Consider the following 15184-nt stretch of genomic DNA (forward strand, 5'->3'; position numbering starts at 1 on the left):
ACCTGCGGACAAGCCGGTGGTCATGCCCCTAATCAGCGGTCTGTCGATGCCTCCGGAGCCGGTGACACCACCCCCCAGGCCATACGTTCGACAGGGGGAGAAAGTCATGCCAACTCCGAAGGCCGGGCGCCCCATTGCGGGGCCACCAAGAAGGTAATGGGGAGGTCTCCCCGGAGAGCCACGGGGCGTCCGGGCGGGGTGTGTTCATCCGTGGTCCTCGTCCGGCAGCGGGCGCCGCAGGACGTAGCCGCCGACCGTCACCGCCACCGCGATGACGCACCCGGCGAAGGCCAGCCCGGCGCCCCGCAGCCCCAGCACCGTGGTGAGTGCGCCGACGCCCACCACCGGCAGCGAGATACCGAGATAGGCGACGAGGAAGAAGGCCGAGAGGGTGCCGCCGCGGTGCTCCGGCGGGGCCGCGGCGCTCACCGCGGTGAGCCCGGCGCGGAACGCCAGGCCCTGGCCGGTGCCGCCGCAGAGCGCGCCGGCGACCAGTACCGGCAGCGATCCCGCGGCCAGCGATCCGGCGACCAGCAGCAGCCCCAGCACCAGGAACAGACAGCCGGCCGGCAGGGCGGTGCGCACGCCGAACCGGCCGGTCAGGGCCTGGCCGAGCGTCGAGCCCACGAAGACGGTGCAGACGACCGCCCCGGAGACCGCGAGATCGTGCTCGTCGAGGGTCTGCGCGACGAAGGTCGGCGCGATCGAGGTGAACAGGCCGAGCAGGGCGAAGCCGGCGAACGCGGCGACGGCGGCGGGGGCGAACACCCCGCGGACGGCCGGCGGCACCCGGACGCCGCGGGGCCGCGGCGAGCGCGGCCGGTGCGGGGCCGTGACGGTCTCCGGCAGCCGCCAGGTCACCACCGTGGCCAGGGCCAGCAGAAGCAGATGGACGAGGAAGGGGAGGGCCAGCGGCCGGGGCGCGTACTGGGCGAGCAGGCCGGACAGGAGCGGGCCGCAGCCCAGGCCGCCCATGTTGGCGGCGGTGGCGGCGAAGCCGGCCCGGGACTCCCGGCCGGGGCGGGCCAGTTCGAGGACGGCGGCGGTGGCGGCGCCGCTGAACAGCCCGGCGGCGAAACCGGACAGCAGCCTCCCGAGCAGCAGCAGCGGCAGCCCGCCCGCCAGCAGGAAGCACAGGGCGCTCGCCGCGGACAGTCCCAGCGCGGTGAACAGCACCGGGCGCCGGCCGGTCACGTCGGAGACGTTGCCCGCGCCGAACAGGACCGCGATCACCCCGAGGGCGTAGGTGGCGAAGACCACCGTCACCATCAGCTCGGAGAAGCCCAGTTGGTGGCGGTAGAGCCCGTAGAGCGGGGTGGGCAGGGTCGTCCCCGCCATGCCGATCGCGAAGACGGCCGCCGCGGCGGGGCTGCCGGGGCGGCGGCGCCGGCCGGTGCGCACGGTCATGGCGTCAACGTAGGCGGCGGTACCCGGCCGGGCCGGGAGGCGGTGCCCCGCGCGTGGCGGGGCACCGCTCCGACCGGGTCAGCGCCGGGGCGCGTTGGCGGCGGTGACGTTGACCGCCGCCCAGGCGCGGTCGACGGTCCGGTACGCGGTGCTGCCCGCGCCGTAGAGGTCCTTGGCGGCCTGGAGGGTGGCGGTGCGGGCGCCGTGGAAGTCGGTCGTGGAGACCATGTACCGGGTGAGCGCCCGGTAGAAGATCGCGACGGCCTTGTCCCGGCCGATGCCGGTCACCTTGGCGCCGTCGTAGGTGGGGGAGTCGTAGGCGACCCCGCCGATGGTCTTGCGGCCGCTGCCCTCGGCCAGCAGGTAGAAGGCGTGCGAGGAGACCCCGGAGCCGGCGTGCACCTCGGTGTCGTAGGTGTCCTTCGACCAGTAGTCGACGGCCCCTTCGAGCTTGTCCAGGGACGGCTTGTCCAGGCGTCGCAGGAACTTCTGGGACAGGCCGAGCTTCTCGCCGATGAGGTAGTTCGGCGGGTTCTTCGGGTTGTTCGCGGCGAACTCCACGGCGCTGCCGAAGATGTCGGCCAGGGACTCGTTGAGCGCGCCCGGTTCGCCGTACTGGCGGCCCTCGCCATCGACGCGGGTGGGCTGGAGGTTGGCGGTGGCGTCGACCACGCCGTGGGTCAGCTCGTGGCCGGTGACGTCCAGGACGACCAGCGGCTTGCCGAACAGCTTGCCGTCCCCGTCGCCGTAGAGCATGCAGCCGCAGTCCGAGGACCAGAAGGCGTTGCCGACGTTGTTGCCGAAGTGGACCAGGGCGTGTGCGCCGGCGCCGTCGTTCCTGATGCCCTTGCGGCCGAAGGTCTTCTTGTAGAAGTCCAGGGTGCTGGTGATGCCGAACTGCGCGTCGACCGCGGCGGTGGCCCGGTCGGCGGTGCTGCCGGTGCCCCAGCGGTTGGTGCCGCTGGTCAGGGGCTTGCCGCCGGCGAACTTGTCGAGCTCCTTGCCGCCCGCGTCGCGGGTCTCGGTGTTGCCGCGGGTGCTGTCCCGGAGGACGTAGGAGTTCTTGGCGGTCTGCGTGGTGGACAGCGGCACCGTGCCGACGAAGAGGGAGGCGCCGGTGCCGGTCGCCGGGGCCGGGTAGTGGCCGGCGGCGGGCCGGTGCGGGGCGGGCGGGGTGGCGGTCGCCGCGGTGCCGGGGGTGAGGTGCTCGCCGCGCTGCCGCAGCTTGTGCACGACGGACGGCGACAGGAACGGCTCGGCGACCGGGACGTTGCTGAGGACCTGGCCGGTGGTGGCGTCGACGACGACGGTCCGGGCGCCGCCGGCCTCGTCGGTGCGGCTGCCCTCGACCTGCACTTCGTAGGCCAGGGCGCTCCGGCCGTCGCGGGCGTCGACGACGAGGCGGGGCTCGCCGGCCGTGCCCTGCGCCGCCGAGGCGGCCTTGGCGGCGGCCTGACGGCCCGACAGCTTCGGGTCCGTGGTGGGCGGCTCGACCTGGTGGCGGGCGGCCCGGGTCACGCCCTGGTACGAGGAGTCCGCGCCGAGGTGGACGACGAGGTCGCCGCCGAGCACCGGCATACCATGCTGGGTCCGGACGAACCGCACATGCCGGCTGCCGTCGGGGTCGACCAGGGTGTCGGTGGCCTTGAGGGTGTCCTGTGCGCCGACGCCGGTGGTGGCCGAGTGGGCGTAGGCGGCGGCGCGGGCCGCGTCCACGATCGAGGGGGTGGTGGCGGCCGAGGGGGTGCCGGGGGAGGAGGCGGGGGCCGCGACGGCGGAGCCGGCGGCGAGGGTGGCGGCCGTGGTCACGGCCAGGGCTATCGCCAGGTGGCGGCTGCGTATGTGGGGTCTACGCACAGTTTGCGTCCTTATGTGCTGTGAGCGGCGGACTGCGTCAACCGCCCGTACACGCGGTGGCGTTGCGCACCGCGGGGGCCGACCGGCCCCGCACCGACCCTGGTCTGCCTGGCATGGGCATGTAAAGAGAAATGATCAAATTTCCGTGCCAAGTAGCCAAAAATTGACAATTGATCAGCTTTGGGTAGTCGGAAGATGACCAATCGTGTTTCGAGGGGAAAGACTCACAAGGTGGCGGCGAGGTTGCCCCGTTGTGCATCCCGCCCGCCGGCGCGCCTCTTCGCCTACGGGCGCGCGTCCGTGCCTACCGGTGCCGCTTCCCGATCAGGTCGAAACCGTGTTCCCGCGCGGGGAACGCCAGGTCCTCGTCGAGGGACATGCTGAGGGTGCCCGGTTCGGCCCAGTACGCGTAGTTGAGCGACTTCTTCAGGGTCGCGAGGACGCTCGCCTCCTCTTTCATGACCTTGCTGCGGCAGGTGCGTCGCGTCGTGAGCGCCGCGTCGTCGAAGTAGAGGTGGGTGCCGGCGAAGGTCACCTTGGCGGTGAGGTCGTTGCAGCCCAGCTTTCCGCTCACCGAGCCGTCGTCGTGGAAGTCGAGGAACATCTCGTCGCCGGCGGTGAATTCGGGGCCGTGCTCGTCGTGGAAGGTGGTGTCGACCAGCTGCCACCTGATCCCGAAGAAGTCGTCCCCCCTGGCCTGGGCGAGCTGGATGTCATCGCCCTGCCCGTTCTTGACATGCAGTTCGAGCGGGTAGCCGTCGGTCTGCTTGGTGGCGAGCGAGAGCTCTCCGTCGAAGGCGGCCCGTACCTTCTTCTCGAAGTCCGCCAGCGCCGGTGCCCCGGCCACGTCGTCCGGACGGCACGGGCCGGGTCCGTCCGTCGGCGGGGCGGGAGAGTGGGAGGGGGCGGGGAGCGGGGCCACCTCCTCGCCCAGTGTCAGGTGCGTCGCCGTCACCTCGGCCTTCCGGCGGAACGGCGTACACCCGTAACTCCCCGACGCCGTACCGTCGTTGCCCAGGGCGATCCACCCCCGGGCCTCGGACGGCAGGTCCTCCGCACGGCCGCCGACCTCGAACTTCCGGATCGCCCAGACCCCGCCCGCCAGGAGCCCGCCGGCGCCCGCGGGCCGCGGCCCGGCCGATGACGGGGAAGCCGAGGCTCCGCCGCCCTGCGCCCCGGGTGCGGCGGGCGCGCCGTCGCATGCGGACAGCGCGAGAAGTGCCGTCACCCCGGCGGCCAGGGCGCGGAGGGGGACTCTTCGAGGTGTGGGCATGGGGAGGGAGACGCGAGATCACCGAGCGTGGTTCCGGAGCCGGGTCGAGATGCGGGCGGCCCGCGGCGTGCCGACGGCCGGGCGGCGGATGCCGTCCCGGCCGGAAGGGGCGAGGGTGTCGGCCCTAACCGGTGCGGAAGAGCTCCTCCAGGGAGGCGTGGGCCTTCTCGCCGCCGCGGACGGCCTCGACGACGGCCTGGTGGAAGGCGCGGCTGTCCGACTCGGAGTGGCAGGGCACCGGGCTGCCGACCATGGTGTACCAGTCCGAGGAGCCGGTGTACTGGACGGCGACGTGCGCCTCGTCCTCCGACCACGTGGTGTGAATGGTGAGGTCGCCCTGCATCGGGCCGATCTCCTCGGTCTGCACCGCGCCGGGGCGGGCGTGGATCCCCACCGTGGTCCAGGATGCCCAGGTCATGTCGTTCCCCTCGGTCACAAGGGCTCCGGCCGGCGGCCGGGCGCGGTGTTTCAAGTCTGGCACTCGACGTGCGGCGGCGCACCGCATCGACGGGCCGACACGTCTCCCCCGCATACTGTCACCATCCTCGCCACCCGGCGCTCACCCGCTCGTCACCCCATCGTCACGCAGAGTGCCGGCCGGTCGGTCCGTGGCAGCCGTCGACACGGGTTCCTCGGCGCGGCCGGCAGCAGTCCGGCCTCGCCGAGGAACCCGTGGAAGGTGTCCGGGTATGCGTCGAGGCGCACGGGGACGTCGGCGGCCCGCGGGCCGGCCGTTGCCGCCCGGCGAACCCGGCGAGGCGGTGGTCGGCGTCGGCGCCCCCGACGAGCGGCTGGGCGAGGTCGGGGTGGCGTTCGTCGTGCCCGCGGGCGGTAGCCCGCCCGCCCCCGGGGAACTGATCGAGTGGGCCCGCGCACGGCTGGCCAACTCAAGGTGCCCCGGCGCTACCACCTCGTAGCGGAACCGCCGCGCAACGCCGGCGGCAAGGTCCGCAAGGGCGAACTGTGCCGGACGGCCAGGGACCAAGGGAGGAACGGCGGATGAGACCGACCGACGAGCAGGAGGAACTGCGGGCGGCGGTACGGAAGTTGTTGGCCAGGCGTCCCGGACCGGACGCCTGGGGGCCGCTCACCGGGCAGATCGGTGCGGCCGGACTGGCGGTGCCGGAGGAAAACGGCGGGGCCGGCTGCGGTCCGCTCGAGGTCCATGTGGTGATGGAGGAGTTGGGCCGCGCGCTGGCCCCCGTGCCGTACCTCGGGTCCGCGGTGCTGACCACCCGGGCCCTGCTCGACTGCGGCGAGGCCGCACTGCTCCCGGCGCTCGTCGAGGGGACCGCGGTGGGCGCACTGGCCTGGGCCGAGAACGGCTCCTGGGAGCCGGCCGCGGTCCGCGCCGCGGCCTGCCGGGGCCCGGCCGGCGGCTGGCGGCTGACCGGTGTCAAGGAACACGTCCTGGACGGCGCGGACGCCGGCCTGCTGGTGGTGGCCGCCAGGACCGACGCCGGGGTCTCGCTCTTCGAGGTCCCGGTGGACGGGCCCGGCGTCCGCCGGGAGCGGATGGTGCCGGTGGACGCCACCCGCCCCCAGGCACGCGTGGTGCTGCAGGGTGCCGCGGGCCGGCTGCTGGGCGCGGACGGGGGCGGTGACCGGGTGCTGTCCCGGGTGCGGGACCTGGGGTGCCTGGCGCTCGCCGCCGAACAGGTCGGCGCGGCCGGACGCTGCCTGGAACTGACCGTCGCCCACGCCCGCGAACGGGTCCAGTTCGGCCGTCCCATCGGGTCCTTCCAGGCCGTCAAGCACCGGCTGGCGGACGCCTATGTGCAGGTGGAGGCCGCGCGGTCGATCGCGTTGGGCGCCGCGCACGCCGCCGCGACGGGCGCACCGGACCTGCCCCGCTTCGCCGCGGCCGCCAAGTCGGCCTGCTCGGAGGCGTTCTCGGCGGTGGCCGGGGAGATGATCCAGCTGCACGGCGGGATCGGTATCACCTGGGAGCACGACGCACACCGCTACTTCAAACGAGCGCACGGAAGCGCACAGCTCCTCGGGACACCGGCCGAACACCGACGGCGGCTGGCCGATGAGCTGGGATTGACGTCACGTCAAGTCGCTTGAGGTGTAAGTGTTTTAGGTCGGTCGGCCGAGCTTCGACCCCGTGCCCCGGAGGTGATCCGGAGGTGCGGGGCCGCGGCGTCCGTCTGGTGTTTCGTCTGGTGTCCGGGCGGAGTGCGGTGGCGGGCTATTCGGCCAGGACCCGGGCCCGGCACTCGGCGGGGGTGCCCCAGGCGTCCCGCAGGGGGCGGGCCTTGCGGATCCAGAGGGAGAGGTCCGGCTCGTCGGTGTAGCCGACCGCGCCGTGCAGTTGGAGGGCGGTGCGTGCGGCGGCGTAGCCCGCCTCGCCGGCCGCCGCCTTCGCCGCCGCGGCCTCCGCACCGGCCGACGGGGCGTCCGCGGCCAGCGCCAGGGCCGCCGCGTAGACCAGCGGCTGGGCGAACTCCAGCCCGATCAGGGTGTCCGCCAGCCGGTGCTTGACCGCCTGGAAGGAGCCGATCGCCCGCCCGAACTGGGTGCGCTGTCCGACGTGGTCGACGGTGCCGGCCAGCAGGGCCCGGCCCAGACCGAGCGCCTGGGCGGCGGTGAGCAGCCGGGCGAGGTCGGTGGCGTGGCGGGCGGCCGCGGTGACCGCCGGGCCGCGGGCCAGGACGGTGCCGCCCAGCGGGCGGGCGAGCCGCCGGGCCGGATCGAGGGCGGGCTGGACCGGGCCGTGGGTCCCGGTGCGGCACACCGTGTCGTCCCGGACGACCAGTACGGTGTCGGTGGCGTCGGCGTCCAGGGCGAACGGGGCGCCGTCCGGGCACAGGCCGACGAGCGCGTCCCCGGCGGCGATCCGGGGCAGCCAGGCGGTGGCCGCCTCGGCATCGCCCATCCGGTGCAGGAAGGCCGCCGCGGCGGCGGTCTCGACCAACGGGCCCGGAACCGCGTGCCGCCCCAACTCTATGAAGGCGACGGTGAGTTCGAGGGGGAGCGGGCCCAAGCCGCCGTGCTCCTCGGGGACCGCGAGGGCGAACACCCCGGCCTCCGCGAGCCGGGCCCACAGGTCGCGGCCCGGCTTGTGGTCCCCGGCGGCCCAGGACCGGACGGCGGCCGGGGTGCCGGACGCGCCCAGCAGGGCGTCCAGCGTACGGGCGAAGTCCCGTTGCTCGTCGGTCAGCAGGAAGCGCATCGACGGTTCCCTTCCCGCGGCGCGGGCCGCGCCGTGCCGCCCCGGTGCGTGCAGGTGCTCATCCCCTGGCCTCCTTCGGCAGCCCGAGCAGCCGCTCGGCGATGATGTTGCGCTGGATCTCGTTGGTGCCGGCGTAGACGGGGCCGGCGAGGGAGAAGGTCCAGCCGTCGGCCCAACCGCCGTGCGCGGGCGCCTCGTCGGCGTCGTCGGCGAGCGCGCCGTAGGGGCCGAGCAGGTCCAGCGCGGTCTCGTGGAGGGCGATGTCCAGCTCCGACCAGAAGACCTTGTTGAGGCTGGACTCGGCGCCCAGGGAGCTTCCCTCGGCGAGCCGGGAGGCGTTGGCGTAGGTGAACAACTGGTAGGCGCGGGCGCCGATCACCGCGTCGGCGACCCGGTCGCGCAGTGCGGTGTCGGCCGGGTCGGCGGTCTCCCGCCACAGTGCGGTGAGCCGCTCGGCGGCGGCGCTGAAGCGGCCGGGGCTGCGCAGGGTCAGCCCGCGTTCGTTGCCCGCGGTGCTCATCGCCACCCGCCAGCCCTGGCCGGGCTCGCCGATGACGTCCGTGTCGGGGACGAAGACGTCGTCGAGGAACAGCTCGGCGAAGGCGGGCTTGCCGTCCAGTCGGCCGATCGGACGCACCGTCACCCCGGGTGCGTCCAGCGGGAACATCAGGTACGTCAGGCCCTGGTGCGGGCGCGGGGTGTCGGGTTGGCTGCGGAACAGGCCGAACGCGCGGTCGGCGAAGGCGGCCCGGGACGACCAGGTCTTCTGGCCGCGCAAGTGCCAGCCGCCGGCGGTGCGTACCGCCGTCGCACGCAGCGACGCCAGGTCGGAGCCGGCCTCCGGCTCGGACCATGCCTGGGCCCAGACGACCTCGCCGGTCGCCATCGGGCCGAGCACGCGGGCGCACTGCTCCGGGGTGCCGTGTTCGAAGAGGGTGGGGGCGAGGAGGTTGATGCCGTTCTGGCCGACCCGGCCGGGGGCGCCCGCGGCGTAGTACTCCTCCTCGAAGATCAGCCACTGGAAGAGGGAGGCGTCCCGGCCGCCGTACTCGGCCGGCCAGGAGACCACCGACCAGCGGTCCGCGGCGAGTTCGGCCTCCCAGTCACGGTGGGCGGCGAAGCCCGCTCGGGTCTCCAGCGACGGCAGCGGCCTCGCGGGGACGTGCGCGGCGAGCCAGGCACGGGCCTCGTCCCGGAACGCGGCGTCGGCAGCGCTTGCGTCCAGGTCCATCAGGAACCGGCCTCCTTCATCTTGCCGAGGTCCATCCCGCCGAGCGGGTCCCGGGCGGTCTCGGCATTGTGCGCGTGTGCGAGGTGGTGCAGGCCGAAGACCGAGTCCAGGCCGGTGTGCAGGCCCTGGAGGTCCTCGGCCTGGTTGACGGCGCGCTTGGTCAGGGCCAGGCCCATCCGCGGCATCTCGGCGATGTGCTCCGCCAACTCCCGTGTGCGATCGGTGAGTTCGTCGCGCGGCACGATGCGGTTGACCATGCCCAGTTCGTAGGCCCGTCGCGCCGGCATGCGGTCGCCGGTGTAGAGGAACTCCTTGGCGATCCGCGGCGGCATCACCCACGGGTGGGCGAAGTACTCCACGCCGGGGATGCCCATCCGGACGACCGGGTCGGCGAAGAAGGCGTCGTCGGCGGCGACGATCAGATCGCAGATCCAGGCGAGCATCAACCCGCCCGCCACGCAGGCCCCTTGGACCGCGGCGATCACCGGTTTGGGCAGCTCCCGCCAGCGGCGGCACATCCCCAGGTAGACCTCGGACTCGCGGGCGTAGCGGCTCTCCGCGCCGGCCTTGTCCGAGTGGTCCCACCACAGTCCGGCCCTGCGGCCCGCGGGGAGATGGGCGTCCCGGCCGGGGCTGCCGATGTCGTGGCCCGCGGAGAAGTGCCGTCCCGCGCCGGCCAGCACCACGACCTTGACCTCGTCGTCGTCCGCGGCGCGGTAGAAGGCGCGGTCCAGGGCGTAGGTCATCGCGGAGTTCTGGGCGTTGCGGTACTCCGGGCGGTTCATCGTGACGGTGGCGACCGGGCCCTGCCGGGCGTAGCGCACCACGGGCGTCTCCTCGCCGGCGGTCATCGGCGACCTCCTTCCCTAACAAGTGTTTGGTAGGTTAACGTACGGCCATGAGCAGCGTCGAGGCCCCCACCACCGTCGAGAGCTTCCGCACCGAGATCCGCGGCTGGCTGCGGGCCAACCTCACCGGGGAGTTCGCGGCCCTGCGCGGCCGCGGCGGCCCCGGCCGGGAGCACGAGGCGTTCGCCGAACGCCTGGCCTGGGAGCGGCACCTGGCGGCCGCGGGCTGGACCTGCGTCGGCTGGCCCGTCGAGTACGGCGGGCGCGGCGCGTCCCTGGAACAACAGGTCGCCTTCCACGAGGAGTACGCGCTCGCCGACGCCCCCGCCCGGGTCAACCACATCGGCGAGCAGCTGCTCGGCCCCACCCTGATCGCCTTCGGCACCGAGGAACAGCGGGCCCGCTTCCTGCCGGAGATCGCCGCCGTACGGGAACTGTGGTGCCAGGGCTACAGCGAGCCGGACGCCGGCTCCGACCTGGCGAACGTACGGACCCGGGCGGCCCTGGACGCGGCGCGCGGCGACTGGGTCGTCGACGGCCAGAAGATCTGGACCTCGCTCGCCCGGGAGTCCCAGTGGTGCTTCGTCGTCGCCCGCACCGAACCGGGCTCCGCCCGCCACCGCGGCCTCTCCTGTCTCCTCGTCCCGCTCGACCAGCCCGGCGTCGACATCCGGCCGATCACCCAGCTCACCGGCACGGCCGAGTTCAACGAGGTGTTCTTCGACGGTGCCCGCGCACCGCATGTGGTCGGCGCGCCCGGCGACGGCTGGCGGGTCGCGATGGCCACCCTGGGCTTCGAACGCGGGGTCTCCACCCTCGGCCAACAGGTCGGATTCCGGCGGGAGTTGGAAGCGCTGATGGACCTGGCCCGGCGGAACGGGGCGGCGGCCGACCCGCTGATCCGCGACCGGCTCGCCCGGGCCTGGATCGGCCTTGCGACCATCCGCTGCAACGCCCTGCGGATGCTGGAGGGCGTCGCCGCCGGCGCCCCCGGCCCCGAGGCGTCCATCGGGAAGATCTACTGGGCGACCTGGCACCGCGAGCTGGGCGAACTCGCCATGGACGTCTGCGGTGCCGGCGGCATGCTCGCCGCCGGCGAACCCTACGACCTCGACGACTGGCAGCGGCTCTTCCTCTTCTCCCGCGCCGACACCCTCTACGCGGGCTCCAACGAGATCCAGCGGAACATCATCGCCGAGCGGGTGCTCGGCCTTCCCAAGGAGGCGAGGGCATGACCGACGCAGCCGAGGCGCGGGGGCGGGGACGGCAGGCCGCGCCGTCGTACGTGCCCGGTCACGATCTGCTCGCCGGGCGCACCGCGGTGATCACCGCCGCCGCCGGCGCCGGGATCGGCGGGGCCACCGCCCGGCGTTTCCTGGAGGAGGGCGCCCGGATCGTCGTCGGGGACGCGCACGCCCGGCGGCTGGCCGGGAGCACGGCTGCGCTGGCCGAGGAGTTCGGCGCCGACCGGGTCGCCGGACTGCCGTGCGACGTGACCGACGAGGCGCAGGTGACGGCGCTGTACGCGCTCGCCGAGGAGCGGCACGGCCGGCTCGACATCGTGGTCAACAACGCCGGGCTCGGCGGCACCGCCGACCTCGTCGAGATGACCGACGGCCAGTGGGCGAAGGTCATCGACGTCACCCTCAACGGCACCTTCCGCTGCACCCGGGCCGCGCTGCGCCGGATGAAGGCATCGGGCGCCGGCGGCGTGATCGTCAACAACGCCTCCGTGGTGGGCTGGCGCGCCCAGCGCGGCCAGGCCCACTACGCCGCCGCCAAGGCCGGGGTGATGGCGCTGACCCGCTGCGCCGCGATCGAGGCCGCCGCGTACGGGGTGCGGGTCAACGCGGTCTCGCCCAGCCTGGCCATGCACCCGCACCTGGTGAAGGTCACCACCCCCGAGCTGCTGGCCGAGCTGACCGAGAAGGAGGCGTTCGGCCGCTACGCCGAGCCCTGGGAGGTGGCCAACGTGATCGTCTTCCTGGCCGGCGACTACGCCTCGTACATGACCGGGGAGACCGTGTCGGTCAGCTCGCAGCATGCCTGAGGAGCGGCGCGGCGAACTCCTGGACACCGCGGCGGAGGTGTTCGCCGCGCAGGGCTACAACGCGACCACCGTCCGCCAGATCGCGGACGCGGCCGGGATGCTCGCGGGCAGCCTCTACTACCACTTCGATTCCAAGGAGGCGATGGTCGACGAGATCCTCACCGCCTTCCTGGACGAGCTGTGGGCCGGTTACGACGCGGTGCTGGCGGCCGGCCACGGGCCGCGGGAGACCATCGAGGCGCTGGTCACCGAGTCGTTCCGGGAGATCGACCGGCACCGCGCCGCGGTCGCGATCTACCAGAAGGAGGCCCGGCACCTCGCCGACCGGCATCCCCGTTTCGGCTACCTCGCCGACGCCCGGCGCCGGTTCGCGGGTGTCTGGCTCGGGGCGCTGGAGCGCGGCGTGGCCGAGGGTGTCTTCCGCGCCGATCTCGACATCCGGCTGGCCTACCGCTTCCTGCGCGACACCGTCTGGGTCGCCGCGAGCTGGTACCGCCCGGGAGCACGGCACGGCCCCGAGGAGGTCGCCCGCCAGTACCTCTCGATGGTGCTGGACGGCATCGCCTTGCGGGACTGACCGGCCCATCCGCAGAATCTGACCAAGGACCGAGGAGCTCACCATGTCCGAGGCGTACATCGTCGATGCCGTCCGCACCCCGGTGGGGAAGAAGGGCGGCGGGCTGTCCGCCGTCCACCCGGCCGACCTGGGCGCACATGTGCTGACCGCCCTGATGGCGCGCACCGGGATCGATCCGGCCGCGGTGGAGGACGTCGTCCTCGGCTGTCTGGACACCGTCGGGCCGCAGGCCGGGGACATCGCCCGGACCTGCTGGCTGGCCGCCGGGCTGCCGGAGGAGGTGCCCGGTGTCACCGTCGACCGGCAGTGCGGCTCCTCGCAGCAGGCGCTGCACTTCGCCGCCCAGGCGGTGCTCTCCGGCACCCAGGACCTGGTCGTGGCGGGCGGGGTGCAGAACATGTCGCAGATCCCGATCGCCTTCGCCAGCCGCCGGGCCGCCGAGCCCCTGGGGCTCACCCAGGGCCCCTTCGCCGGCTCCGTGGGCTGGCGGGCCCGCTACGGCGACCAGCCGGTCGACCAGTTCCATGGTGCCGAGCTGATCGCCACCAAGTGGGACATCTCCCGCCGGGACATGGAGGAGTTCGCGCTCCGCTCCCACCGCCGGGCGGTCCGGGCCGTCGACGAGGGCCGCTTCGACCGGGAGATCGTCCCGTACGGCGGGATCACCGCGGACGAGGGGCCGCGCCGGAACACCTCGCTGGAGAAGATGGCCGCGCTGGCGCCGGTGGTGGCGGGCGGCCGGCTGACCGCCGCGGTCTCCTCACAGGTCTCCGACGGGGCCGCCGCGATGCTGCTGGCCTCCGAGCGGGCGGTGGCCGAGCACGGGCTGACGCCGCGCGCCCGGATCCACCACCTCTCGGTCCGCGGCGAGGACCCGATCCGGATGTTGTCCGCCCCCATCCCCGCCACCGCCCACGCACTGAAGAAGGCCGGGATGACCCTGGACGAGATCGATCTGGTCGAGATCAACGAGGCGTTCGCGCCGGTGGTGCTGGCCTGGCTGAAGGAGACCGGCGCCGATCCGGAGCGGGTCAACGTCAACGGCGGGGCCATCGCCCTCGGCCATCCGCTGGGCGCCACCGGTGTCCGGCTGATGGCCACGCTGCTGAACGAACTGGAGCGCACCGGCGGCCGGTTCGGCCTGCAGACCATGTGCGAGGGCGGCGGCCAGGCCAACGTCACCATCATCGAGCGTCTCTGAGCAGCCGTCTGACGGAACGTCAGCGCTCATTCGCCCGGCCGCCCCCGGGCCCGGATCACTGCGGCAGCCGTGCGCGGATCCGGGCCGTCGTCCGGGCGTCCACGCCCAGTCCGGCGGAGACATGGCGCGAGATGCTGCCGTAGTCGCGGTGCAGACGGTCGAGTCCGGCCGCCAGGTAGTCGGCGCGCACCTCCTGGAGCGGGATCAGCGGATCCGGGTTCTGCATCAGCCCCGCAGCCGGTCGCCGTCGGCGATCCGGGTCGGCATCGAGCCGGACGCGGCGCGGTCGGCGCGGTTGGTGACGAATGCCGGGTGCATGTCGAGCGGTACGGCCGGCCCGGGCGCAGCCGCCTGCCGTCCTCGGTCCGGTAGCCGCCCAGATCACGGCAGTTGACCGCGCCGTGCAGCGGGGCGTGGCGGTCGGGCGGCGGGGTGCGCGGCCGGGGGTGCGGGCCGGTGCCGGCCCGCACCCGGGGAGGTTTAGCGGGGCAGGCCCGCCAGGGTCCGGTGCGCCTCGGTCATGATCCGGTCGACCAGGTCGGCGCACGACGGCAGGTCCTCGATCACCCCGGCGACCTGCCCGGAGGCCATCACGCCGAGGTCGGTGCGGCCGTCCACCATCGACGCCTTCAGCAGCATCGGGGTGTTGGCCGCCAACAGCACTTGACTCCACGTCAGATCCTTGCCGTGCTTCATCGCCAGCCCGTCGCGGACCATCCCGGCCCAGCCCAGACCGGACAGCTTCCGGAACGACGCGGCGTGCCGCACCGCCCTGACCAGCGCCGCCGCCCGACCGGACCGCTCCAGCGCCCGGACCAGCTCGCTGCGCAGCATCCGGTGCGGCAGCCCGTCCACCTTGGTGGTGACGACGACATCGGCGACCGCGGCCGCCAGATAGTGGTCCTGTACGGCCGCCGGCACGGTGCTGTCCGAGGTCAGCAGGAAGCGGGTGCCCATGGCGATCCCGGCCGCGCCGTAGGCCAGCGCGGCCACCAGCCCCCGGCCGTCGAAGAACCCGCCCGCGGCGATCACCGGGATGTCGACGGCGTCCACCACCTGCGGCAGCAGCACGGTGGTGGCGACGCTCCCGGTGTGGCCGCCGCCCTCGCCGCCCTGGACGACGACCGCGTCGGCGCCCCAGGCGGCGACCTTCTCGGCGTGCCGCCGGGCCCCGACGGACGGGATCACCACCACCCCGGCGTCCTTGAGCCGGGCGATCAGCTCCCGCGAGGGCGCCAGTGCGAACGAGGCGACCTTGACGCCCTCGTCGACGACGATCCGCACCCGCTCGGCCGCATCGCCGGCATCCGCCCGCAGATTGACTCCGAACGGCCGGTCCGTACGGGACCGCACCTCGCGGACCGCCGCCCGCAGCTGGTCGGGTGTCATGGTGGCGGAGGCCAGAATGCCCAGCGCGCCGGCCTCGGCGGCGGCGGACACCAGGCGGGGGCCGGCCACCCAGCCCATCCCGGTCTGCACGATCGGATGCCGCACTCCGGTCAGCTCGGTCAGCGGGGTGCGCAGCAGCGGGGTGCCCCCGGCGGCCGGGGTGCGGTCGTCGG

15 protein-coding genes and 1 pseudogene are annotated in these 15184 nt (G+C 73.9%); 6 read left to right on the forward strand and 10 right to left on the reverse strand.

The genetic code is table 11. The features are described from left to right. Positions 1–204: 204 nt before the first annotated feature. From K2224_RS30470 to K2224_RS30485, 4 genes are all read right to left on the reverse strand, one after another. Positions 205–1407: an MFS transporter gene (locus tag K2224_RS30470; RefSeq protein ID WP_221910416.1), complete on the reverse strand. Its 1203-nt coding sequence runs from the start codon at positions 1405–1407 to the stop codon at positions 205–207. Between the two features lie 78 nt (positions 1408–1485). Continuing rightward, a complete protein-coding gene (locus tag K2224_RS30475) occupies positions 1486–3264 on the reverse strand; it encodes a M4 family metallopeptidase (RefSeq protein ID WP_221910417.1) in 1779 nt (592 codons plus the stop codon). Positions 3265–3568: 304 nt separating this feature from the next. After that, complete coding sequence (locus tag K2224_RS30480; protein WP_221910418.1) at positions 3569–4537, reverse strand: META domain-containing protein; 969 nt, start codon at positions 4535–4537, stop codon at positions 3569–3571. A gap of 124 nt (positions 4538–4661) precedes the next feature. Beyond that, positions 4662–4955: a hypothetical protein gene (locus tag K2224_RS30485; RefSeq protein WP_221910419.1), complete on the reverse strand. Its 294-nt coding sequence runs from the start codon at positions 4953–4955 to the stop codon at positions 4662–4664. Between the two features lie 271 nt (positions 4956–5226). On the opposite strand from K2224_RS30485, the gene K2224_RS40910 reads away from it, so the two are divergent. Then, the gene (locus K2224_RS40910) at positions 5227–5454 is read left to right on the forward strand and encodes an AMP-binding enzyme (RefSeq protein ID WP_260693568.1); all 228 of its coding nucleotides are present in this window, start codon (positions 5227–5229) and stop codon (positions 5452–5454) included. Positions 5455–5536: 82 nt separating this feature from the next. After that, complete coding sequence (locus K2224_RS30495) at positions 5537–6607, forward strand: acyl-CoA dehydrogenase family protein (RefSeq protein WP_221910420.1); 1071 nt, start codon at positions 5537–5539, stop codon at positions 6605–6607. A gap of 124 nt (positions 6608–6731) precedes the next feature. Here the strand turns inward: K2224_RS30495 and K2224_RS30500 are convergent, their stop codons facing one another. The 3 genes from K2224_RS30500 to K2224_RS30510 are packed head-to-tail and all read right to left on the reverse strand — an operon-like array spanning position 6732 to position 9797. After that, positions 6732–7715 (reverse strand): acyl-CoA dehydrogenase family protein, encoded by a 984-nt coding sequence (locus tag K2224_RS30500; protein ID WP_221910421.1) that lies wholly within the window; start codon positions 7713–7715, stop codon positions 6732–6734. A 58-nt stretch (positions 7716–7773) separates the two neighbouring features. Further along, on the reverse strand, positions 7774–8946 hold the full coding sequence (locus K2224_RS30505) for an acyl-CoA dehydrogenase family protein (RefSeq protein ID WP_221910422.1): 1173 nt from the start codon (positions 8944–8946) through the stop codon (positions 7774–7776). Then, positions 8946–9797, reverse strand: a complete 852-nt coding sequence (locus K2224_RS30510) for an enoyl-CoA hydratase (protein ID WP_221910423.1) — start codon at positions 9795–9797, stop codon at positions 8946–8948. The genes K2224_RS30505 and K2224_RS30510 overlap by 1 nt, the downstream gene beginning before the upstream one ends. 47 nt (positions 9798–9844) lie before the next feature. Between K2224_RS30510 and K2224_RS30515 the strand changes: the two genes are divergently transcribed. The 4 genes from K2224_RS30515 to K2224_RS30530 are packed head-to-tail and all read left to right on the forward strand — an operon-like array spanning position 9845 to position 13622. After that, the gene (locus tag K2224_RS30515; RefSeq protein ID WP_221910424.1) at positions 9845–11029 is read left to right on the forward strand and encodes an acyl-CoA dehydrogenase family protein; all 1185 of its coding nucleotides are present in this window, start codon (positions 9845–9847) and stop codon (positions 11027–11029) included. Further along, positions 11026–11844, forward strand: coding sequence for an SDR family oxidoreductase (locus K2224_RS30520; RefSeq protein WP_221910425.1), 819 nt, complete (start codon positions 11026–11028; stop codon positions 11842–11844). Before K2224_RS30515 ends, K2224_RS30520 begins: the two co-directional genes overlap by 4 nt. Beyond that, complete coding sequence (locus tag K2224_RS30525; protein ID WP_221910426.1) at positions 11837–12421, forward strand: TetR/AcrR family transcriptional regulator; 585 nt, start codon at positions 11837–11839, stop codon at positions 12419–12421. Before K2224_RS30520 ends, K2224_RS30525 begins: the two co-directional genes overlap by 8 nt. Before the next feature lie 43 nt (positions 12422–12464). Continuing rightward, the gene (locus K2224_RS30530) at positions 12465–13622 is read left to right on the forward strand and encodes an acetyl-CoA C-acetyltransferase (protein WP_221910427.1); all 1158 of its coding nucleotides are present in this window, start codon (positions 12465–12467) and stop codon (positions 13620–13622) included. Positions 13623–13677: 55 nt separating this feature from the next. On the opposite strand, the gene K2224_RS30535 is transcribed toward K2224_RS30530, so the two are convergent. The 3 genes and pseudogenes from K2224_RS30535 to K2224_RS30545 all read right to left on the reverse strand — a co-directional run bounded on the left by K2224_RS30535 (position 13678) and on the right by K2224_RS30545 (position 15146). Continuing rightward, positions 13678–13848 carry a tyrosine-protein phosphatase gene (locus K2224_RS30535; protein ID WP_221910428.1) on the reverse strand — a complete coding sequence of 57 codons (171 nt, stop codon included), beginning with the start codon at positions 13846–13848 and terminating at the stop codon, positions 13678–13680. Between the two features lie 127 nt (positions 13849–13975). Continuing rightward, positions 13976–14092, reverse strand: a pseudogene (locus tag K2224_RS41785) (protein-tyrosine-phosphatase); the annotation flags it as partial. Positions 14093–14102: 10 nt separating this feature from the next. After that, positions 14103–15146, reverse strand: coding sequence for a nitronate monooxygenase family protein (locus K2224_RS30545; RefSeq protein WP_221912043.1), 1044 nt, complete (start codon positions 15144–15146; stop codon positions 14103–14105). Between the last annotated feature and the right edge of the window lie 38 nt (positions 15147–15184).

The organism is Streptomyces sp. BHT-5-2, from assembly GCF_019774615.1.
Taxonomy (GTDB): Bacteria; Actinomycetota; Actinomycetes; order Streptomycetales; family Streptomycetaceae; genus Streptomyces.